Genomic DNA, 20,776 nt, shown 5'->3' on the forward strand with positions numbered 1-20,776 from the left:
CTCCCGTGAGACACGTCATCGCCCTCGACGTGGGCGGCACCGGCATGAAGGCCGCACTGGTCGGGCTGGACGGGGCGCTGTTGTACGAGGAGCGGCGGGCGACCGGCCGTGGGCGCGGGCCCGGGGCCGTCGTGGAGTCGGTCCTCGGCTTCGCGGCGGACCTGCGTGCCCTCGGCCGGACGCGCTTCGGCGTGGCGGCGGAGGCCGCCGGTGTCGCCGTGCCCGGCGTCGTCGACGAGGAGCGGGGCGTCGCCGTCCACGCGGCCAACCTCGGCTGGCGTGACGTCCCGCTGCGGGAGTTGCTGTGCCGCCGGCTCGGAGGGATGCCCGTCGCGCTCGGGCACGACGTCCGCGCCGGCGGCCTGGCGGAGGGTCGTCTGGGGGCGGGCCGCGGGACCGGCCGGTTCCTGTTCGTGTCGGTCGGTACCGGCATCGCCGGTGCCATCGGCATCGACGGGGCGATCGAGGCCGGGGCGGGCGGCTGCGCCGGGGAGATCGGCCATGTCGTCGTACGCCCCGGCGGCCCCGTCTGCGCCTGCGGCGGGCGCGGCTGCCTGGAGTCCCTGGCCTCGGCTGCGGCGATCGGGCGTGCCTGGGGTTCGGTGGGCGGCGTCCCGGCCGACGCGGCCGGCTGCGCGCGGGCCGTCGCGGCGGGCGACGAGGCCGCGTCCCGGGTGTGGCGGGCGGCGGTCGCCGCCCTCGCCGACGGCCTGGTCACCGCGGTCACGGTGCTGGATCCCAGCGCCCTGATCATCGGCGGCGGCCTCGCCGGGGCGGGCGACACCCTCTTCGTCCCCCTCCGGGCGGCGGTGGAGGAACGCCTCACGTTCCAGAGGCTTCCCGCGATCCTGCCCGCGGCGCTCGGGGACGCGGCGGGGTGCTGGGGGGCGGGGCTGCTCGCCCGGGATCTGCTCGTTGTGGCTAGCGCTGAGGTTGCCCGCCCGGCGTGACGTCCTCGGCGGAGGCGGGGCCCGCGTGACCGGGCCGGCGTACCTGGCCGGCTCGGTCACGTCGGGTCGGGTGGCGCGTGATCAGTTGGCGTTCACGAGCTCGTGCGCGGGGACGGTGACCGTCCGCCGGCCGGGCGTGCCGCCGAGGACGACCTTCCGGAGCGCGCTGTTGTTGTCGAGGTTGGTCTCCTTGAGCCGCTTCGCCGGGTTGGCGAGGACCTGGATGTAGTACGTGCCGTTGGGCAGGTCCGTGATGTCGAAGGACTGACCCGGCAGGTCCTGGGTGTAGGTGTCACCGGAGCCGACGTCCAGCACCTCGCGGACGGAGATGGAGTTCTCCTGGCCGCAGGCGGTGGAGAGGTCGGTGTTGAAGGGGTGCCAGTTGGCGTTCTTCACCGTGTAGTCGACGGCGTCGGTGTTGGCCAGGCAGAAGGCTTCCTTGCCGCTGCGCACGGCTTCCTTCTTGTCGGCCTTCAGCAGCCGGTAGCTGGCGAAGTCGGTGAAGTGCCAGTGCACGTGGCCGGGGCGCGGGTCCCACTCCATGGTGCCGGTCGGGGTGTAGCCGACCTGCTTGCCCTGGGCGTCGTAGAAGTACTGGTAGGCGTCCATCTTGGCCTTGCCGGGCGAGCGGAAGCCGTCCACCACGAGCTGGGCAGGCCCGGCGTTCCACACGTTCGCGCTGAAGGCGAGGTAGTCCTTGCCGGGGACGTTCTGGACGCCGCCGTCGCTGATGGTGATGCCGTAGGCGGGCAGCGACCGCAGGTCGGGCTTGGGGACGTTGGGTACGGAGGGGGTCCCGGTGGGTCGCGCGCGGTGCGGCGTGAGGGCGGGCGCCTGGCGCGAGCCGTCGGTCTGCCCGGCGGTGTCACCCGCGGCCTGCACACCGGCGCGCCCGGCCTGAAGCTTCTTCAGGGCCCACGGCAGGGCCGGGGGCGCGGCCTTGAGCGGCCCGTGGCCCACGTTGTACGAGGGGCCGGCACCGCTCGTCTGCGGCGCGGCCACCTGGGCGGGCGTCGGGGCGTGGCCCGGTCCGTGCCCGGCGTGACCGGCCTGTGCGCCCTGCCCGGCCTGTGTGCCGTGCCCTTCGTGTGCGCCCTGCCCGGAGGGGGCCTGGTGCGCGGCGCCGTGGCCGGCGTGCTCGCCGGCGGCGGCCGCGCGGCCGTCCTCCCAGCTGCGCTCCTCGATGGTGAGCTTCACCGTCGCGGGCCTGTCGGCGATGCCGAAGAGGTCGCGGTACTTCTTGGCGACGCGGACCTTGGCGGTGTACTTGCCCGCGGCGAGCTTCACCGGCTGGGTGTAGGAACCGGCGTAGGTGTTGGCCGCCCAGCCCTTCTCGACGCCCCACACGGAGCCGAGGGTGAAGGGGTTGGTGGGGCAGCTCTCCGGATACTTCGAGGTGGCGGGCGCGTCGGGTCGGACCCGTCCGCTGGCGTTGTTGGGGCAGAAGCTCTCGGCCCGGTTGTAGACCACCTTGCCGGTCTTGTCCGTGACGCTGATCTCGGCGAAGCCGGGCAGTCCGGAGAAGTCCTTCACGGTGCCCAGGGGCAGGGCCTTCGCCTTGGTCCTGCCGCCCTCGAACACGGTCTGGGTGATGGTGACCGGGTCCTTGTAGGACTTCCGGGTCACCTTCAGCTCCAGCGGCGTCCCCTCGGCGGTCAGGTAGGTGCCGAGGTCCAGGTAGACGCCCGGCTCCTCCTTCCAGGAGGTGAGCGTGACCGAGTCGGTCGCCGCGATGAGACTCAGCTTCAGGCCGCCGGCCGCGGCCTTGGCCTGCTCCGGCGTGGCGGCCATGAAGCCGGCCGTCACGGCCATGGCGGCGACGGCCGTGGTCCCCGCCAGCAGCGGACGCCGTAGCCGGGTGGTGCGCGTTGTGGTCATCGTTCCCTCGTCCTCCGGGTGCGGTGAGAAGAAGGCGGGTCACGTCCCCACGTGCTCGCCCGCGGTGTGAGAGGAGGGCGTTGAACACCCGGTTGTCCGGAGGGCGTTAATCGTCACGATGTTGGCCGGAAGACGCCCGTACGGTGCATGACAAACGCGGGCAACTCCCCGAGCGAGAGAGGGGGCTATCCGAAAAGCGCGGGCGCGAGGGGGTCCACGATCATAAAGTCGGATCATGATCGAAAAGAATCAGGCCACCGCCCCTTTCCTGCCGCTGCTCACCCGCCACGACGAGGCCGAGACCTGCGCCGACCCGAGCAGCGTCATGATGCTCCTCGCCGACTCGGACAGCACGGCCGACGGCTTCACCAGCTACCGGTCCACCTTCGCCAAGGGGGCCGTGGGCGCACCCGCCCACTTCCACACCAAGGCGACCGAGCTGTTCTTCGTCATCAGCGGCTCCCTCCGCGTCCTCGTCGGCGAAGAGGTCACGGTCCTCAACGCGGGTGACTTCCTCGCGGTACCCCCGCACACCCCGCACGCCTTCGCCGCCGCCCCCGGCTGCGAGGCGGACGTCCTCTTCGTCTTCACGCCCGGCATGGGCCGCTTCGACTACCTGCGCCTGCTGGGCCGCGTCATGCGCGGCGAGGCCGACGTCAAGGAGATCGCCGAATCGGCGGAGCGCTACGACAACCACTACGTCGACAGCCCCGCCTGGCGCGCCGCCCTCGAGTCCACGGAGCAGTAGGACCCACCGCCTCAGAGTGCCGCCGCGCCCCCGGTGGCGGCCTCCGTCGCGGTGGCGGCCTCAGACGCGGTGGCGGCCTCCGTCGCGGTGTAGGCGGAGGCGAAGGTGAACGCGCGGGGGGACGGGCCGTGTGCGCGCAGGTCCGCCAGCCGCTCCAGGGCCTCGCCGACGGTCGGGATGTGACCGGCGGGGACCCACCAGAGCACCATGTGCGCCTCGACGTGCCGCTCGAACCAGGCGCGGCGCTGCCGCATCACCTCCAGATGCCCGCTGCGGTACGTGAAGTCCCACAGCGCCTCCTGGGTCTCCCACACGCTGAGGTTGACGATGACGTTCTCGCCCGCCGGGCGCAGCCCGGTGGCGTCGGCCGTCCCTTCCTCCACGAGCCTCCACACGAAGCCGGGCGTGCCGTCGGCCGCCGCGTTGACCGGGTCGAGCATCTCGACGAACGGCGCGATGCGGGGGTCGTCGAGGGGGTGGCGGAGGGTGGCCACGTTGAGCTCGGCGAGGTGGGCGGCGGGCATGGGTGAGGTCATGGCCTCATCCCAGCACGGCCGCTTTTCTATGTCAATGAGAGTTGTTTTTAGAAGCCTTCAGAAGGCTCGACCACCACGCAGCACTCCCCCGCCCGGGCGTCCATACGAGCGCGCACGGGCCCGTCCGTGCCGAGCAGCCCTTCCAGCAGCGCGAGGTTCATGCCGCAGACGAGCGGCGGGAAGCGCTCCGCGACGGCGTGGAAGGGGCAGTTACGCATCCGGACGACGCTTCCTGACACCTCTTCTGGCGCCTCTTCCGACGCCTCGTGGCCCTCTGCGACTTCGGGTCCTTCGAGGTGCGGTTCGTAGCCCCGCTCCGCGAGCATCACCATGGCCTCCGCGAGGCCGGCGCAGGGCGCGGCCGAGCCGCGCAGGGCCTCGCCCCGCCTGCGCGCGGCGTCGCAGAGTCCCGAGTCCAGGCCGGCCAGTTCGGCGGCTTCGGCGAGCAGTTCGGCGGCGGTGCGGTAGTCGCGGGCGGGCAGCGACACCGAGCGCTCGGCCCGCGCCCGCGTGTACACCTTGGCGGGGCGGCCCGCCCCCGGCCCCGAGCGGCCGGTCAGGCGGCGGCTGCCGCTCTCCAGCAGACCGGCCTCCGTCAGCCGGTCCAGGTGGTGCGCGGCGAGGGTGCGCGCGACGCCCGCGGCCTCGGCGGCCTCGTTGCGTCCGACTTCGCGGCCCTGCGCCGCCACGTACTCGTACAGCCGGCGGCGTACCGGATCCTGTAGTACCGCGATCACGTCGATGTCCTTCATCGGACCATTCTAGTGACAACGCAGATTGGAGATAGAAAGCCTCCGCCAGGCGTTCGCCGGGGCTCGGCGGTGAGAGCCCCGGCGAAACGGCTCACTCGGCCTGGGTGGAGAGGGTCACGCCGTTGAAGTCCTGCGCGGCGGCGAGGCTGAAGTAGACCCAGCCGGAGGGCGGGTCGGCGATCGTCAGGGTCTCGCCGTTCCCGGTGCCGGTGGACTTCGCCTGGTAGCTGCCGGTGGTGGCCCAGCTGCCGCCCCCGTAGTAGAGGTCGGCGTTGCCGGTGCCACCGCTGCTGGTGATCGTCAGCTTCTCGACGCCGGCCGGCAGGTACACGAAGTGGTAGCTGTAGTTTCCGATGGTGGCGGCGAGGCCGTCGCGGCGGCAGTTCTGGTCGAACTGGCGGGCGTCGCCCAGGGTGCAGAGCGGGGCGGGGGCGGCGGTGGCCTCCGGCAGCGGACCGCAGTCGTTCGTCGCGCACGCGGTCGTCAGCCAGGTGGCGAAGTCGGCGTCGTAACGAGTGCCGACGGTCTGCTTGAGGAAGGTACGGGCCCCGGCCCAGTCACCGGTGCGGTACTTGCCGAGCACGGTCTCGACGTCGGCGGGGTGCTTCTGGAGCATGTAGCGGACGGCGAGGAAGCCCCAGCGGTAGACCCGGTTCGAGTTGACCTCGGGGTCCTCCTCCTGGCCGTAGACGGTGTCGAACAGGTCGCTGAGCCGGTACGTGTCGCGGCCGGCCTCGGCGATGGCGTCGGCGTTGCGCTCGCCGCGGTAGCCGTACGAGATGTTCTCGGCGATGCCCTCGACCCACCAGATGGTCGGCGTGGTCATGCCCGCCTCGAAGTCGCCGTGCATGTTGTAGCGGCCGTCGAGGTAGTGGGTGTACTCGTGGTTGAGGTTCCAGATCTCGAAGGCCGGGCGCAGCCAGTGGGCCTCGTGGGCGATGAAGCGGGCCTGGTTGCCCGGGACGGCCGGGTCACCCTCCTCGTACATGCCGCCGTTGTCGACGTCGATGTTGTAGATGGCCCAGGCGTACAGCGCGTACTGGGTGTAGTCGTCGAAGACGACGACCTCCAGGTCGGTGTTCACGTCACCGGGGATCGCGCCCTTGTCGCCGATGACGCGGTGGAAGTACGCGTCCTGGTTGACGAGGCTGGTGCAGGTGCTCGCCAGCTGGCCGGGCGACATGTCCTGGGCGCGGATCTTCAGGCCCGGGGTGCAGGTGTGCTGGATCGGCAGGACGGCGGGAAGCACGCGCTCGCCGAGGTCGCAGATGGCGTAGGCCGCGCAGTTGCCCCGGTCGTACTGACGCGTGGCCCAGCCGAGGTTCATGGTGATCGGCGCGGTCGGGCCGACGTTCGGGTACCGGTTGATCAGGTCCTTCAGCAGCGGCCGGACGCGGTCCTTGAGCTCGGGGACGTCGAGGGCGTGACCGAGGTGCCGGCCGACGTTGCTGACGACGTCCAGGCGGTTCAGCTGCGCGCCGTTGCGCGTGACGAACCCGGCCCAGGTGTCGAGGAGGGCGGGGTCGGCCTTGAGCGCGGCCCGCCAGCCGCGCGCGTCGTCCTTGGCCTTGAAGCCGTTCTCGACGACCCATTCGACGTGCTGCATGGCGAGGTTCATCTGGCCGGGCCAGGTGGCGTCGTAGCCGCCGAGCATCCACTTCACGACCCCGGCGTACCGGCCCGCCTCGTGGGTGCTGTCGATCAGCGTGACGACCTCGTTGAGGATCTCGCCGTTGGCGTCGGTGACGTCCCTGCTGCGCGGCGAGGCGAAGAAGGCGTCCAGCGCGCCGCGCGCCGCGCCCGCGAGCGCGGTGCCGTAGTCGCCGACGACGTCCGCGTTGTTGTCCTGCACGTAGTAGCCGGCGCGCAGGAACAGCACCAGCTGCCCGACGGACGCGCTGTTGTTTCCGGCGTACGTGGCCGACGCGTCGCGCAGCGCGTCGGCGACGGTCACCATCTGGGCCTCGTTGAACGCCTTCCGCGCGTTCTCCCCCGTGAGGTTGAACAGCGGGTAGGTACAGGTGATCTGAGGAAGCGCCTTGAGCTGCTGAACCAGCGCGGCGCCCGTGGCGTCGATGACGCCGGACAGATCACCGCACGCGTCCGCGACGGCGGCCGACGACCGTTGGCTCGCCTTGCCGGCGGCCGTCGCCGTGGGCGCGGGCGGCGGTCCGGACTCCTCCGCGCTGTCCTGTGAGGAGAGACGGAAACGGGGGTTGCTGCTCATCGCGTCGGGCGACTTGGGGACGGGGATCGCCCGGGGCGCCGAGGCCGGGGCGGGCGTCGCGGCCGGGGCAGGCGCCGAGGCCGGGGCAGGCGTCGCGGCGCTGGTGACGGCGGCCTGACTCGGCGGAGCGAACAGACCGAGCGTCATGAAGACGGCCGCGCCAAGCACGGGAAGTCTTCGCGCGCGGGTCTTCGATATCCGGAAGGGGTGCTGCATCTGCGGGGGCCTCCGGGGCCGTGGTGGCCACGTGCTGAGGGACACGGGCGGCTGACATGTGACGTGTAAAATTTCACATGTCGCATTGCTCGGGAAGCCCTCGGGCAGGATTCATCGCCCCAGGCAACAGAAAAGTTGCCGTTCCCCGACCTGAACCCCCATGAACCACCCCATACGATCGAGCCGCGTAATTGCGTCGACATCACCCCTCGGCGCGCGGCAGAGTGGCCGTCCGTGACGAGCAGTGAGCTGTGGACCCGCGCGACCGCCGACCGCTACGACACCGAGGAGACCGAAGCCTTCTCGGCTGCCGTTCTCGAACCGACCCTCGCCTTCCTCGCCGAGCTGGCAGGAGACGGCAGGGCGCTGGAGTTCGCCATCGGAACGGGACGCGTAGGCGTCCCCCTCCGGGAACGCGGCGTACCGGTGGCAGGCATCGAACTCTCCGAACACATGGCAGCGGTGCTGCGCCGCAAGACCGACGAGAACACACTCCCGGTCGTCATCGGAGACATGGCCACCACCGTCGTCCCCGGCGAGTTCACCCTGGTCTACCTCGTCTACAACACCATCACGAACCTGCTCACCCAGGACGAGCAGGTCGAGTGCTTCCGCAACGCCGCACGCCACCTGGCGCCCGGCGGCCGCTTCGTCATCGAACTGAACGTCCCACCCCTGCGCCACCTCCCACCCGGCCAGGTAGCGGTTCCGTTCGACGTCTCCGAACGGCACGTCGGCTTCGACACCTTCGACCTGGTCGAGCAGATCCTCGTCTCGCACCACCTCACCCGCGACGGCGAAGGCGACGACGCCCGCTACCGCCGCGAGAACTCCCGACACCGCTACGCCTGGCCGGCAGAACTCGACCTGATGGCACGCATCGCCGGCCTCGAACTGGAACGCCGTGTCGCGAACTGGGACGAGACTCCCTTCACCCAGGACTCCACGAAACACATCTCCGTCTGGCGCAAGCCCCTCTAGCGACCCGGCGTTCGCCTACGCCGAGACGGCAGGGCTGGGCTCGTGCTCGCCTGTCAGGCCGCCTGCTGATCACCCACCAGCCGATCCGCCAGGTCAGCACGCCCGGACGCGATCGCCCCCAAGGTCGTGGGAACCAAGGTAGGCGGCGATCGGAGGCATAGGGAGCGGCGGGCAACGCGCGGGCCACCGCTCCCCCACCCCCGAGCCCTGCGGGATGATCAAGCCATGAGCCAGATCGTGTTGATGTCCGACCCGCGGGTCGCCGCCATACCCGTCGCCGAGTGCGGTGAACGTCTCGTGGACGTCCGTCGGGGTGGTGCCTTGCTGGTCGATGGCCGTAAGCAGGACCCTGCGGATGCCTTCGCGTATCTCCGGGAAGGGGTGCTGGAGCGGCTGGTCGAGGCGCAGGGGGCGCTGCCGCGGGGGTTGAGGCTGTTGTTCGTCGAGGGGTACCGGCCTCCCGCCCTTCAGGCTGCGTACTTCGAGGAGTACGCCGGTCAGCTGCGGGGCACCCACCCCGACTGGTCCGCCGGGCAGATCCACTCGGCGGCGAGCCGGTACGTGTCACCGCCCGACATCGCCCCGCACAGCGCCGGTGCTGCCGTCGACCTCACCCTCGCCGACGTCGACGGGCATGAACTGGACCTGGGTACCCGCATGAACGCGGACCCCGAGGAAAGCGACGGCGCCTGCTACACCGACGCCCCCGGCATCAACGCCGAGGCCCGCGCCCACCGCGAGATCCTGGGCTCCGCGCTGTCGGCCGTGGGCCTCGTGAACTACCCGACGGAGTGGTGGCACTGGTCCTTCGGGGACCGCTACTGGGCCTTGATGACGGGCGCGGACTCGGCGCTCTACGGCCCGAAGGAGCTCGGCGCGGGCGGCCGCTGACCCGATGAGTACGCCGTTCCGGGCCTGGATCCTCAGGGTCGTACCCTCATCACCCGGGATCGCGGACACAGCTGCGAGGGATCGACGCCTGGCGGAAGCCACGTTCCTTGCTTGCAGGTCAGTCGATTCCGTCGGTGCCCTAGGGGATGACGAGCAGCTTGCCGGTGGTGCGCCGAGCCTCCAGATCGCGGTGAGCTCGGGCGGCCTCGGCGAGCGGGTAGCGGGCCGTCACGGTGGTCTCAAGCGCCTTGGTGCGCACCCATTCGAGCACGTCGGCGGCGCGCCGGAGCAGCTCGGACCTATCGGCTATGAAGTGGTCGAGGCTGGGTCGGATCAGGGTCAGCGAACCGCCCTGGGCGAGCCGGATGGGGTCGAAGGGCGGCACCGCACCACTCGCGGCGCCGAAGAGCACCAGGTGGCCGCGGGTTCGCAGGCTGGCGAGGCTCGCATCGAAGGTGTCCCTGCCGACGCCGTCGAAGACGACAGGCAGGCCCTGGCCGCCGTTAAGCCACTTCACCTCGGCCGCGAGATCGTCCGCTGCCGAGTAGAGGATCACTTCGGCGGCCCCGGCCCGCCGCGCCAGCTCGGCCTTCTCCGGTGTCGAGGTTGTGCCGATCACTCTGCCGCCGAGATGGGTGATGAGCTGGGTCAGCACAAGCCCCATGCCGCCGGCGGCGGCGTGCACGAGCACCGTGTCGCCTGGCTGGACCGGGTAGGCGTCCTTGACGAGGTAGTGCGCCGTCATGCCCTGCAACAGCACGGCGGCGGCGGCATCGAAGTCGACGCCGTCGGGCAGGGGCACGAGCCGGGAGGAGTCCACGACGGCCTGCTCGGCATAGGTGCCGGGAGTCTCCACCCAGCCGACCCGGTCTCCCACAGCGACGTGGGTGACGCCGGGTCCAACCTCGAGGACCGTGCCCGCGCCCTCAGTGCCCGGGGTGAAGGGCAGCGGGAGGGTGTACCGGCCCTGGCGGTGGTATACGTCGAGGAAGTTGACGCCGGACGCGGCGACCTCCACGACCGCCTGGCCCGGGCCCGGCATCGGTCGATCGATGTCGACCAGTCGCAGCACCTCGGGACCGCCCACCTCGGAAACCTGAATCGCTCGCATGACCCCTCCTGAAACGGCTGACTTCCCTCAGCAACTCCGGCCGTGGCGATCCGATTCCCGCTCGCGGTGAGGTGTCCTAGCCGGTGTCGTAGCCGTCTCGTGCCCACGTGGGAGAAGAGTGCCACCGACGGCCCGAACGGGGCACATGACGGGCGGCCGGCGGCGTGCTCAGTAGACGTCGCGGACGTATCGTTTCTCCGCGGCCATCTGCTTCACGTACGCGGCCGCCTCGTCCTCGGTCATGCGGCCGTGGCGGGCGACGACCTCCCGGAGGGCCTGGTCTACGTCGCTCGCCATGCGGGCGGCGTCGCCGCAGACGGCGAAGTGGGCGCCGTCCTGGAGCCAGGACCAGAGGGCGGCGCCGTGCTCGCGCATGCGGTCCTGGACGTAGACCTTGGCGCGCTGGTCGCGGGAGAAGGCGGTGTCGAGGCGGGCGAGGTGTCCGGTCGCCAGGTGGGTCTCCAGTTCCTCGCGGTAGTAGAAGTCGGTGGCCTCGCGCTGCTCGCCGAAGAAGAGCCAGTTGCGGCCCGTGTGACCGCGGGCCTGGCGGTCCTCCAGGAAGCCGACGAAGGGGGCCACGCCGGTACCCGGGCCGACCATGATCATGGGCGCGGCGGGGTCGGCCGGCGGGCGGAAGTGCGGGGAGCGCTGGACGAAGACCTGCACCGGGCCGTCGTCGGCGTGGTCGGCGAGGTAGGTGGAGCAGACGCCGGCGCGGTCCCTGCCCCGGTCGTTGGAGTAGCGGACGACGGAGACGGTGAGGCTGACCTCGCTCGGGTGGGCGAGGGGGCTGGAGGAGATCGAGTACAGGCGCGGCTGGAGACGTTTGAGGACGCCCGCCCAGTCGGCCGCGGAGGCGCGGACCGCGTGCGAGCCGATGAGGTCGGCCGCCTGGAGGCCCCAACTCCACTTGGCCAGCTCGTCCTTGTGCCCCGGGCGCAGCAACTGCTTGAGTTCCTGGCTGCCCGTGCGGTCCGCGACGAAGCGAAGCAGGTCCGGAGTGATGCGCGTGATGTCGAGGCGCGTCCGCAGCGCCTCGGCCAGGGGCAGCGGGCCCGTGTCGCGGTCGCCGACGGCTACCGGTTCGGCAGGGTCGAGACCGGTGAGGGCGAGCCATTCCGCGACCAGCTCGGTGCTGTTCGTCGGCCACACGCCGAGGGCGTCACCCGCCTCGTACGCGAGCTCACCGCCACGCGTGTCGAAGGTGTACCGCCGCACCTCCTTCTGGGAGCCGGGCAGGCTGAGCAGCCGGTTGCCGATGAGGAGCGTGGGGAACGGCGCCGCCTTCGAGAAGGACGTCCGCGCCGCCGCGCCAGAGACAGAGGCGGGGGCGGGGGCGGAGGGGGCGACGGAGGAGGCACGCGGCTGCGGGGCGGTTGCGGTCAGCAGGGGTACGAGGGTGGAGAGCCAGGCGGCGGAGCTCTCCTCGTGGTCGGGTTCGCACTCGGTACGAGGGAGCAGGCGGCCCGCTCCGAGTTCGGCCAGGCGCTCGTCCACCCGGCGCCCGTGGCCGCAGAAGTCACCGTAACTGGAGTCCCCGAAGGCGAGGACGGAGTACCGCAGGCCCTCCAGGCGCGGGGCGTCGGGAGCGCTGAGCGCTTCCCAGAAGGCCGCGCCGTTGTCGGGGGCTTCGCCGTCCCCGAAGGTACTGGTCACCACCAGCAGATCCGTATCGGATCCGATATCCGTCAGGTCGGCGCCCTCCATGGAAAGGAGCGCCGGCCGGTGTCCTGCCTCGGCGAGCCGACCGGCCGCCGTCGCGGCGAACTCCTCGGCCGTGCCCGTCTGAGAGGCCCAGAGGATGAGGAGCCTCCGCGCGGGAGGCGACGGCTGCTCAGGGCCGACCACAGACGTCGGCCGCCCGGTCGGCGTGGATATGGAGGGCGAGGGCGAGGACGAGGAGGAAGGCCCGGCGGCGCGGGAGAACATTCCGGCCAGGACCCCGTCGACCCAGAGACCGTGCTCGGGCGAGAAGGGGGCGGAGGAGGGCAGGACCGGGACCCGGCCGTCGGGGGACGCCGAGGCGGGCGCCGGGACGGGCGCTGGGACGGGCGCTGCCGCCAGTCCGGCCAGATACCCGGCGAGATAGCGGCGCTCCGGCTCGCTGAACGCTGGCGGGACGAGATCGGCGACGCCGAACAGGGCACCGAGCATCGCCACCGGTTCGCCCGTCACCACCGGCTCGCCCGTCACCACCGGACCCACCTCGCGCGCCTCCACCTCGCGCGCCACCCCCTCCCTCGCCAGAGCGTCAGGCTCATCAGCAGGCCGAGCAGCCGGCACAGGGGCGATCGTCTTCGCGAGCGTCACCGCACACGCCTTGAACTCGGGCTGGAAGGAGATCGGGTCGACGGCGTCGTTCGTGACCGCGTTGATGCTCAGGTACTCACCGAACAGGTCGTTCCAATGGAAGGGGGCGAAGCAGTTGCCCGGCAGGACCCGGTCGGTCACGACGGCGGGCAGAACAGCCCGCCCCCGCCGCGAGGCGATCTCCAGATGGTCGCCCTCGGCGACCCCGAGCGCGGCGGCGTCCTCGGGGTGGACCTCCACAAAGGGACCGGGGTTCAGCTTCGTCAGCTTGGCGACCTTCCCGGTCTTGGTCAGGGTGTGCCACTGATGCTGGAGGCGTCCCGTGTTGAGGACGAACGGGTAGTCGTCGTCGGGGAGTTCGGCGGCGGGGAGGTGCGGGCGCGCGAAGAAGCGGGCGCGTCCGCTGGGTGTCGGGAAGGCGAGGCGGGGGCGGGTGCCGTCCGCGTGCTCCAGGAGGGTCTGGCTGACGCCGTCGTTGAGGTAGCGGAGCGGGTTGCGGTCGGGGCCATCGGCGGTAGGGGCGGGCCACTGCACGGGGGTGCCGCGCAGCCGCTCGTACGAGACTCCGCGCAGGTCCCAGCCGGTCTGCGGGTTCCATGCCCGCTTGAGCTCCTCGAAGACCTCCTCGGCGGAGGCGTACGTGAATCCCTCCGCGAATCCCATCGCGCACGCCACCCGCGCGATGAGCTGCCAGTCGGGCAGCGCCTGCCCCGGCGGGTCCACGACGCCCCGGACCAAGGTCAGATTCCGCTCCGAGTTGACCGTGACGCCGTCGGACTCGGCCCACAGCGTGGCGGGCAGGACGACGTCGGCGTACGCGTTGGACTCGGTCTCCGCGAACACGTCCTGGGTGACGACGAGTTCGGCCGCTTCGAGGGCGGCGATGACGGTCTTGCGGTTGGCGACGGAGGCCACCGGGTTGGTGCAGATGATCCAGCACGCCTTGATGTCGCCGGCCGCCATCCGCTCGAACATCTCGACCGTGCCGCGCCCGACGTCCGTGCGCAGCGAGCCCTCCCGGATGCCCCACAGTTCCTCGGTGAAGGCGCGGTCGGCGTCGACCAGCACCGATCGCTGTCCGGGCAGGCCGGGCCCCATGTAGCCCATCTCGCGCCCGCCCATGGCGTTGGGCTGGCCCGTCAGCGAGAACGGCCCGGCGCCCGGCCGGCAGATCGCGCCGGTCGCGAGGTGCAGGTTCACCAGCGCGTTGGTGTTCCAGGTGCCGTGCGTGGACTGGTTCAGCCCCATCGTCCAGCAGCTCATCCACGCGCCGGAGCCGGATCCGGATCCGGTGCCCGATCCGGTGCCGGAGCCTGCGCCCGCCTCTCCGATCCACCGCGCGGCCTGCCGGATGTCGGCCTCGGGGATTCCGGTGATCCCGGCGACCGTCGCGGGCGGGTAGTCGGCGAGGAAGGCGGGCATGGCCTCCCACCCCTCGGTGTGCTCGGCGAGGAACCCCTCGTCGATGTGCCCGTTCTCGACGAGCAGGTGCAGCAGGCCGTTGAGCAGGGCGAGGTCCGTGCCGGGCCTGATCTGGAGGAAGAGGTCGGCCTTGTCGGCGGTGGCGTTGCGCCGGGGGTCGACGACGATCAGCTTCGCCCCGGCCGCCTTCACCCGGTCCATCATCCGCAGGAAGAGGATCGGGTGGCAGTCCGCCATGTTGGAACCGATGACGAAGAAGACGTCGGCGTGGTCGAAGTCCTGGTACGAGCCGGGCGGCCCGTCCGCGCCGAGCGACAGCTTGTAGCCGGTGCCGGCGGAGGCCATGCACAGGCGGGAGTTGGACTCGATCTGGTTCGTCCGCACGAAGCCCTTGGCCAGTTTGTTCGCCAGGTACTGCGCCTCCAGCGACATCTGGCCGGAGACGTAGAAGGACAGGGCGTCGGGCCCGTGCTCGTCCAGGATGGCGCGCAGCCGCCGCGCCACGTCGGCGACGGCCGCGTCGACGTCCGTCTCCACGGGCGCCGCCTCGCGCTCCGCCCGTACCAGCGCCGCCGTGGCCCGCCCGGGGGCGGCCAGCATGTACGCGCTCGTGGCCCCCTTCGTACAGAGCCGCCCGGCGTTCGCGGGGTGGGCCTTATCCCCCGACGTCTTCACGGCCGTACGGCGCCCGGTGGCCGGGTCCCTCGCGACGTCGAGGACGATGCCGCAACCGACCCCACAGTACGAACAGGCCGTACGCACCGACCCGTCCCCCACCTCCGGCGACACCACTGGCACCCCTCCCCCGTCGACACTCACCTGGGAAATCTCCCACGTCCGAGACGGTATGAAGAACCGGTTTCCAGACGATCACGTGCTCGGCGCGCGAGGGGTTACACGGCCCGCACGACGGCCCGCGGCCTGCGGTGAGGCCGCCCTGGGCCGTGGCCCAGTTCGCGGGGGCTGCGACTAGGCGGTTTCGTTTGGATCAGCTGGGCGTTGGTCCGGGTGTGCCGTTGACTGATGCGCAGTGGGCGCGGATCGAGCCGTTGCTCCCGGACAGGACGCCGAAGCGGGGTGGCCGCTGGCGGGACCATCGTGAGGTGATCGACGCGATCGCCTTCAAGTTCCAGACCGGTACCCAGTGGGTGCATCTGCCGGAGAAGTATGGCAAATGACGAGGTGTCTACAACCGCCTGCGGATGTGGGCCGTCGACGGCACCTGGGAGCGGTGTTCGCCGCTTGGTGGCCCAGGCTGATGCGAACGAAGACGTCAGCTGGGCCGTCTCGGTGGACTCCACGGTCGTGCGGGCTCACCAGCATGCGGCCGGGGCCCGCAAAAAGGGGCTCCGGTCGGTGAGCCGGACGATCATGCCATCAGCCGGTCCCGCGGCGGGCTGACCACGAAGATCCACCTCGCGGCGGACGGCCGGTGTCGGCCACTTGCGTTCGTCCTCACCGGCGGCCAGGCCGCAGATGCACCCGCCTTCATGGATGTCATGGCCCGTCTGCGTGTTCCCCGTCCTCTTGGACGGCCACGCACCAGGCCGGACCTGGTCCTGGCCGACACGGCGTATTCCTCCCGCGCGATCCGCGACCACCTACGCGGACGCGGTATCCGGGCGGTGATCCCGGAGCGGGCCGACCAGCAGGCCAACCGGCGGCGGCGCGGACAGGCAGGCGGCAGACCGCCGACCTTCGACCGCGAAGCATACAAGCAGCGCAACACCGTCGAGCGGCGCATCAAGCGCCTCAAACAGTGGCGAGGCATCGCCACTCGCTACGAGAAGACCGCCGCCATCTACCTGGCCGGACTCCACGTCGCGGGTATCTTCCTCTGGTCTGCCCGGTGACTCGACCGCGGCTGCCTATTCCTGCGGACGGGCTGTGACCGTTTCGGGAGTGGGCTTCTCGCCGCGTTCTTGCCGGGTGGTGGAGGGGGACGGCTTCTGCGTGAGGACGGCGGCGCACAGGATGAGGGCCACCGCGACGATCGTGACGGCGTGGAGCGGTTCGCCGAGGAGTCCGACACCCATGATGATCGCCACCACGGGCGGGATGTAGGTCGCGGTCGACGCGGTCAGTGCGCCGAGGCCGACCACGGCGACATAGTAGCAGACGAAGGCGAATCCGGTGCCGCCGACGCCGAGCCCGAGGGTGACGCCGAGCAGCGCCGTCGGGTCGTGTGCGATGGCGGTGATGCCGGACAGGTCGGTGACCATGGTCAGGCCGAGCACGGCCAGGAGCATCTGGTAGGAGGCCGCCGCGGCTGCGGGGATCCCCAGCGGGCTGATGAACCGGCGGGTGTAGCCGAACGACGCTCCCAGGCTGGCGGAGCCCAGCAGCATCCACATCAGGCCGGCCATGTCGACCTCGTCGGCCGCCCAGGGGCGCGCCAGCGACGTTACCCCGACCGCCCCTACAAGCACCGCTGTCGCCTTGCGCGCCGTGAGCGGTTCCGTGCGGAAGACCAGGACGGCGGCGGCGGTGGCGAACAGCGGGATCGACCCGCTCAATGCCCCCGCGATGCCGCTGTCCAGCCGGGCCGTGCCGGCCGCATAGGCGTAGTAGTAGAGGCCGGCGGCCAGCACCGCTTGGACGGCGAAGTGGTGGAAGTGACGCAGATGGCGCCATGCCAGCGACCGCGTCACCAGGGCGAAGACCAGGACAGGGACGACGCCGAACGCCACACGCAGCAGCGTCGTCTGCGCCGGGCTGATGAACGGTGCGGCCATGTGCATGAACACGAAGCTGAAGCCCCAGATCATGCCCAGAGCGATGTAGGCCGCCACGGCGGCCCGGCGTTGTGCAGTCACGGCAGCGTGATGACCTCCCCGGTCGAGGCGCCCTCGACCGCCTTCTGGAACCCGCGTGCGACATCGGCCACGTCGACCGGGACGAATCCGGGGAAGAAGTCGCCGAAGTCGTCCAGGCTCTCGGTGAACACCGACGGGCTGATCACGTTGATCCGCCGGGGGGCGATCTCGATCGCGGCTGCGCGGACGAACGCCTCGATGGCGCCGTTGACGGTCGCCGCGGCCGCCCCGGAGACGATCGGATCGCGCGAGGGAATCCCGCTGATCAGCGTGAACGAGCCGCGCTCGGACACGTGGTCCAAGCCGGTACGGACGAGATTGATCTGCGCGAGCGCCTTCTGCTGCCACGCCGACTCGAAGTCTTCGCCGCCGAGCTCGGCCAGCGGCGCGTAGGGCACCTCCCCGGCTGCCGAGACGACGGCGTCGACCTGCCCGGCCCGCTCCCACATCCGGGCCAGCTGCGACGGGTCGGAGATGTCGCAGCGGACGTCCCCGGACGTCCGGCCGACGGTGACGACTTCGTGACCCCGCGCCTCCATCAGCTCGTGGACGGCCCGGCCTGCTTTTCCTGCTGCACCTACGAGAATGATTCGCATGCCCCGACGCTAGACACCGGGACCCTCCGGAGGGAAATACGCGAACGCACCACCCGTTATACGCTTGGCGTATGAATGTGGAGCTGCGGCATCTGCGCGCCCTGGTCGCCCTGGCCGAGTCCAACACGTTCACGACCGCCGCGGCCGTGCTGGGCACGACACAGCCCACCCTGTCGCGCACGATCACCCAGCTGGAGGAGATCACGGGGGTACGGCTGGTCGAACGCACCACCCGGGAGATGTCCCTCACCCCGGCCGGACGCCAATTCTCCGCGACCGCGCGAGAACTGCTCGCGTCGCTCAACACCGCACTGGACGAACTGGGCCACACCGAGGCCCCGCTGCGGCTCGGCTGGGCCTGGGCCGGCTTCGGCGGCCACACGGTGCAGCTGCTCCAGGAGTGGAAGCGGGCCCACGCAGGAGCGGTCGAACTCAGCCGCCCGCCCGACCCTGTAGCGGCTCTCCGGCGCGGAGCCATCGACGCCGCCCTCGTCCGCAGGACACCGCCTTCGCCGGAACCGCTGCCCGGCCTGGCGACGGCCACGCTGTTCACGGAGAGGCTGGTCGCGGCGATCGCCGTGGAGGACCCCCGCGCGGCAAAGACCAGTGTCACGCTGCCCGAGCTGGCGCAAGGACCGGTCGCCGTCTGCGCGACCGCGCCCACGGTGACCGACCACCTCTGGGACCACACCGGCCACACCCCGCACACGATCAGTGTGGCCAACACCGACGAATGGCTGACCCGGATCTCCGTCGGCGACGCCGTGGGCGTGACCGCACAAGCCACAACCTACAACCACCAAGCTCCCGACGTGACCTACCGGCCCATCGAGGACTCTCCGCCTGTGGAAGTGATCCTCGCCTGGAGGGCCACCGATCCGCACCCGCAAGCACACGCCTTCGCACAGTTCGCACGCGACTACTTCGCCCGGCTCCTCGACACCAGCACCCCGCCCTTCAGCCTCAACCACGGCGAAAACGCCGAGGAATCGAACGCCCCGTGAGCACCAGCCACTCACGCTCGCGACCGACCGCGAGTAGCTCATAGACACATTAAGGGTCTCCATCCGCGCCCAAAGCATCAGGCAACCGCACACCCCGGCCAACAACCGGATGATCCAAACGAAAGGCCCTAGGACGGTCCGCTCCCGCCCGTGGAGCTCTGGGCCGCGATCAGGGCCATGTCGTCCGTCGCCAGGCCGCCGGTGTAGCGCTTCACGTCTCTCACGAGGGCGTCGAGCAGGCGCGTGGGGGTCGGGAAGATCCGGCCGGTGAGGCGGCCTACGGGGTCGTAGAAGCTCCCGCTCTCGTCCCGCGCCTCCGACAGGCCGTCCGTGTACAGGAGCAGGGTGGCTCCGGCGGGGAAGTCCCACTCGTCCGCGACGGGCGCGGTAGGAGCGAGGTCGCCGAGTCCGAGGGGGACGCTGGACACGCAGGGTGTGAGGGTGGTGACGGTTCCGTCGGGCGTCAGGATCAGGGGCGGTGGGTGGCCGAGATTCAGGGTGCGCAGCACGCCCGCTCCGGACGGGACCTCGACGAGGACGCAGGTGGCGAACCCTTCCGTGTCGGCGAACCCGCTGCGCCGTACGGCTTCCCGGGCCAGCGCGCGCTCCAGGTTCCCCGCGACGCCGGTCAGTGTCGTGCAGCGGTCCGCCGCGTCCCAGAAGGCGCCCAGCACGACGGAGACCGTCTCGATCGCCCCCAGGCCCTTGCCCCTCACGTCCCCGATCACGAGCCGTACGCCGTACGGGGTCGATCGCGCCGCGTACAGGTCCCCGCCGATCAGCGCGTCCTGCTGCGCGGCCTCGTAGTGGCTTCCCAGCCGCAGTCCTCCGAGGCGCTCGGGCGGTGCCGGCAGGACGGCCCGCTGGGCCGCCTCGGCCACGCCCCGGGCGGTGGCCAGCTGTTCCTGGCCACGGCGTACGACCCTGCTGAGGAGGACCGCGAGGACGGTGGCGAACGCGATGGTGGCCAGCTCCGTGGCCAGGTCCTGCGCGGTCACGGACTCCCACATGGCGCCGGCGACCAGGTGGAGGAGCGCGGCGGAGACGAGGCCCGCACCGCCGAACGCCAGGGTCGCCCACCAGGAGTGCAGCGCGGTCGCCGCGAGCGGCGCGGCGACGAAGAACGGGGTACCGGTCAGCTGGGTGGGGGTGACGAGCTGGAAGACGATGCCGACGCCGATGAGGAGGGCGGGAACCGCCCGGGACAGCCACAGGGTGGTGCCCATGATGCCCGTACGGTCGGGTCCGGACGCCCTCCGCGGGGATACGGACCGCCCGCCACGCGCGCCGCCCACGCCGCCCACACCACGCTCGCCGCCCACGCCGCCCACGTCGCCCACGTCGGCCTCCAGGCCCCTCGGCCCCGAGCGATACCCCCGTCTTCGAAGTATCGCCCATCCGGGATGCGTGGGCAGCGCCGGTGTCCTCGGCTCCGCGACGACGTCACGGGCCCAGGCGGTCCGGGAGGGCGAAGAGAGGGAAGAGGCGCGCGGTGTCGCGGAAGGCCGTGATGCTGCCGATGCGGTCGCCGGAGAACTCGACGACCTGGAGGGCCCAGGGCTCGTAACCGGTCCCGTCCGTACGGCGGCGGTACTGGCCGAAGGCGAAGGAGCCGTTCGCGGTGGTCGGGAGGAGGCGCGATCCGCGGCAGCCGACCGCCGGGCCCGTGAGCCACGAGCGGATGTCGGCGGCGCCGCGCATCCAGGTCGCGTAGGGCGGAAGGGACAGCGTGGCGTCGACGTGGAGGAGGAGGTTCAGCTCCTCCATGTCGTACCGCGCGAACGCGGTGGCGTACCGCTCCGCCAGGGCCCGGCGCACCCCGTCGGGTGCGGGGGCGCACCGCCCGCCGACCTCCTCCCGGCGGTCGGTGAGCGTGGCACGGGCCCGTTGCAGGGCGCTGTTGACCGCGGCGACGGTGGCGCCGTGCAGATCGGCGACCTCGCGGGCCGTGAAGCCCAGCACGTCCCGCAGGATCAGCGTGGCGCGCTGTTTGGGCGGCAGGTGCTGGAGGGCGGCGACGAACGCCAGCCGTACGGACTCGGCGGCCGTCACCGTGGCCCCGGGATCGCCATCCGGCAGGGGATCGATCCACAGGACGGCGTCCGCCGGGGCTCCGGGCGGTGTGGCGCCGTCCGCCGGTCCGCTCAGGTCCATCGGCAGCGCCCGCCGCTTCCCGGAGGCGAGGGCGTCGAGGCAGACGCGGGTGGCGATGCGGTACACCCAGGCCCGGAGCGAGGACCTGCCCTCGAACCGCTCGGCGTTCCGCCAGGCCCGTACGAGCGCTCAGCTCTCCCCGGTGCGCCTCCAGCTCCTCCACCGTCACCCGCGCCCCGGCGCC

Annotated in this window: 15 protein-coding genes and 2 pseudogenes; 7 read left to right on the plus strand and 10 right to left on the minus strand. The window is 71.4% G+C overall.

The window, feature by feature from the left end:
• Positions 1 to 5: 5 nt before the first annotated feature.
• Complete coding sequence (locus tag ACFXMG_RS11440; protein ID WP_383814613.1) at positions 6 to 950, plus strand: ROK family protein; 945 nt, start codon at positions 6 to 8, stop codon at positions 948 to 950.
• 81 nt (positions 951 to 1,031) lie between these two features.
• On the opposite strand, the gene ACFXMG_RS11445 is transcribed toward ACFXMG_RS11440, so the two are convergent.
• On the minus strand, positions 1,032 to 2,828 hold the full coding sequence (locus tag ACFXMG_RS11445) for a lysyl oxidase family protein (protein ID WP_383814612.1): 1,797 nt from the start codon (positions 2,826 to 2,828) through the stop codon (positions 1,032 to 1,034).
• A gap of 235 nt (positions 2,829 to 3,063) precedes the next feature.
• Between ACFXMG_RS11445 and ACFXMG_RS11450 the strand changes: the two genes are divergently transcribed.
• On the plus strand, positions 3,064 to 3,576 hold the full coding sequence (locus ACFXMG_RS11450; RefSeq protein ID WP_383814610.1) for a cupin domain-containing protein: 513 nt from the start codon (positions 3,064 to 3,066) through the stop codon (positions 3,574 to 3,576).
• An 11-nt stretch (positions 3,577 to 3,587) separates the two neighbouring features.
• On the opposite strand, the gene ACFXMG_RS11455 is transcribed toward ACFXMG_RS11450, so the two are convergent.
• The 3 genes from ACFXMG_RS11455 to ACFXMG_RS11465 all read right to left on the minus strand — a co-directional run bounded on the left by ACFXMG_RS11455 (position 3,588) and on the right by ACFXMG_RS11465 (position 7,091).
• Entirely contained in the window at positions 3,588 to 4,112 is a 525-nt protein-coding gene (locus tag ACFXMG_RS11455; RefSeq protein ID WP_383814608.1) for a DUF3291 domain-containing protein, read from the minus strand.
• 47 nt (positions 4,113 to 4,159) lie between these two features.
• On the minus strand, positions 4,160 to 4,864 hold the full coding sequence (locus tag ACFXMG_RS11460; RefSeq protein ID WP_383814607.1) for a helix-turn-helix transcriptional regulator: 705 nt from the start codon (positions 4,862 to 4,864) through the stop codon (positions 4,160 to 4,162).
• A gap of 91 nt (positions 4,865 to 4,955) precedes the next feature.
• The gene (locus ACFXMG_RS11465; RefSeq protein ID WP_383814605.1) at positions 4,956 to 7,091 is read right to left on the minus strand and encodes a collagenase; all 2,136 of its coding nucleotides are present in this window, start codon (positions 7,089 to 7,091) and stop codon (positions 4,956 to 4,958) included.
• On the opposite strand from ACFXMG_RS11465, the gene ACFXMG_RS11470 reads away from it, so the two are divergent.
• The 3 genes from ACFXMG_RS11470 to ACFXMG_RS11480 all read left to right on the plus strand — a co-directional run bounded on the left by ACFXMG_RS11470 (position 7,081) and on the right by ACFXMG_RS11480 (position 9,179).
• Positions 7,081 to 7,209 (plus strand): hypothetical protein, encoded by a 129-nt coding sequence (locus ACFXMG_RS11470; protein WP_383814603.1) that lies wholly within the window; start codon positions 7,081 to 7,083, stop codon positions 7,207 to 7,209. The two genes, ACFXMG_RS11465 and ACFXMG_RS11470, sit on opposite strands and share 11 nt — an antisense overlap.
• 332 nt (positions 7,210 to 7,541) lie before the next feature.
• On the plus strand, positions 7,542 to 8,288 hold the full coding sequence (locus tag ACFXMG_RS11475) for a class I SAM-dependent DNA methyltransferase (RefSeq protein WP_383814601.1): 747 nt from the start codon (positions 7,542 to 7,544) through the stop codon (positions 8,286 to 8,288).
• A 225-nt stretch (positions 8,289 to 8,513) separates the two neighbouring features.
• Positions 8,514 to 9,179 carry a M15 family metallopeptidase gene (locus ACFXMG_RS11480; protein WP_383814599.1) on the plus strand — a complete coding sequence of 222 codons (666 nt, stop codon included), beginning with the start codon at positions 8,514 to 8,516 and terminating at the stop codon, positions 9,177 to 9,179.
• Between the two features lie 139 nt (positions 9,180 to 9,318).
• Here the strand turns inward: ACFXMG_RS11480 and ACFXMG_RS11485 are convergent, their stop codons facing one another.
• On the minus strand, positions 9,319 to 10,290 hold the full coding sequence (locus ACFXMG_RS11485; RefSeq protein WP_383814597.1) for a quinone oxidoreductase family protein: 972 nt from the start codon (positions 10,288 to 10,290) through the stop codon (positions 9,319 to 9,321).
• 168 nt (positions 10,291 to 10,458) lie between these two features.
• On the minus strand, positions 10,459 to 14,820 hold the full coding sequence (locus tag ACFXMG_RS11490) for a molybdopterin-dependent oxidoreductase (protein ID WP_383814981.1): 4,362 nt from the start codon (positions 14,818 to 14,820) through the stop codon (positions 10,459 to 10,461).
• Between the two features lie 194 nt (positions 14,821 to 15,014).
• On the opposite strand from ACFXMG_RS11490, the pseudogene ACFXMG_RS11495 reads away from it, so the two are divergent.
• Positions 15,015 to 15,875: pseudogene (locus ACFXMG_RS11495) on the plus strand (IS5 family transposase).
• Between the two features lie 15 nt (positions 15,876 to 15,890).
• On the opposite strand, the gene ACFXMG_RS11500 reads toward ACFXMG_RS11495, so the two are convergent.
• Positions 15,891 to 16,838, minus strand: a complete 948-nt coding sequence (locus tag ACFXMG_RS11500; RefSeq protein ID WP_383814595.1) for a DMT family transporter — start codon at positions 16,836 to 16,838, stop codon at positions 15,891 to 15,893.
• Positions 16,835 to 17,434, minus strand: a complete 600-nt coding sequence (locus ACFXMG_RS11505; protein ID WP_383814594.1) for a short chain dehydrogenase — start codon at positions 17,432 to 17,434, stop codon at positions 16,835 to 16,837. Before ACFXMG_RS11505 ends, ACFXMG_RS11500 begins: the two co-directional genes overlap by 4 nt.
• A gap of 71 nt (positions 17,435 to 17,505) precedes the next feature.
• Between ACFXMG_RS11505 and ACFXMG_RS11510 the strand changes: the two genes are divergently transcribed.
• Positions 17,506 to 18,438, plus strand: a complete 933-nt coding sequence (locus ACFXMG_RS11510) for a LysR family transcriptional regulator (protein ID WP_383814592.1) — start codon at positions 17,506 to 17,508, stop codon at positions 18,436 to 18,438.
• A gap of 128 nt (positions 18,439 to 18,566) precedes the next feature.
• Here the strand turns inward: ACFXMG_RS11510 and ACFXMG_RS11515 are convergent, their stop codons facing one another.
• Both ACFXMG_RS11515 and ACFXMG_RS11520 read right to left on the minus strand, forming a co-directional pair.
• Entirely contained in the window at positions 18,567 to 19,664 is a 1,098-nt protein-coding gene (locus ACFXMG_RS11515; RefSeq protein ID WP_383814590.1) for a PP2C family protein-serine/threonine phosphatase, read from the minus strand.
• A 217-nt stretch (positions 19,665 to 19,881) separates the two neighbouring features.
• Positions 19,882 to 20,667: pseudogene (locus tag ACFXMG_RS11520) on the minus strand (RNA polymerase subunit sigma-70); the annotation flags it as partial.
• Between the last annotated feature and the right edge of the window lie 109 nt (positions 20,668 to 20,776).

The sequence above is a fragment of the Streptomyces sp. NPDC059201 genome (genome assembly GCF_042754585.1).
Lineage (GTDB): Bacteria > Actinomycetota > Actinomycetes > Streptomycetales > Streptomycetaceae > Streptomyces.

Coding starts and splice junctions, on each gene's coding strand:
- ACFXMG_RS11445 (WP_383814612.1), bottom strand. CDS start 2,828: ATGACCACAACGCGCACCACCCGGCTACGGCGTCCGCTGCTGGCGGGG.
- ACFXMG_RS11450 (WP_383814610.1), top strand. CDS start 3,064: ATGATCGAAAAGAATCAGGCCACCGCCCCTTTCCTGCCGCTGCTCACC.
- ACFXMG_RS11455 (WP_383814608.1), bottom strand. CDS start 4,112: ATGACCTCACCCATGCCCGCCGCCCACCTCGCCGAGCTCAACGTGGCC.
- ACFXMG_RS11460 (WP_383814607.1), bottom strand. CDS start 4,864: ATGAAGGACATCGACGTGATCGCGGTACTACAGGATCCGGTACGCCGC.
- ACFXMG_RS11465 (WP_383814605.1), bottom strand. CDS start 7,091: ATGAGCAGCAACCCCCGTTTCCGTCTCTCCTCACAGGACAGCGCGGAG.
- ACFXMG_RS11480 (WP_383814599.1), top strand. CDS start 8,514: ATGAGCCAGATCGTGTTGATGTCCGACCCGCGGGTCGCCGCCATACCC.
- ACFXMG_RS11485 (WP_383814597.1), bottom strand. CDS start 10,290: ATGCGAGCGATTCAGGTTTCCGAGGTGGGCGGTCCCGAGGTGCTGCGA.
- ACFXMG_RS11505 (WP_383814594.1), bottom strand. CDS start 17,434: ATGCGAATCATTCTCGTAGGTGCAGCAGGAAAAGCAGGCCGGGCCGTC.
- ACFXMG_RS11510 (WP_383814592.1), top strand. CDS start 17,506: ATGAATGTGGAGCTGCGGCATCTGCGCGCCCTGGTCGCCCTGGCCGAG.
- ACFXMG_RS11515 (WP_383814590.1), bottom strand. CDS start 19,664: ATGGGCACCACCCTGTGGCTGTCCCGGGCGGTTCCCGCCCTCCTCATC.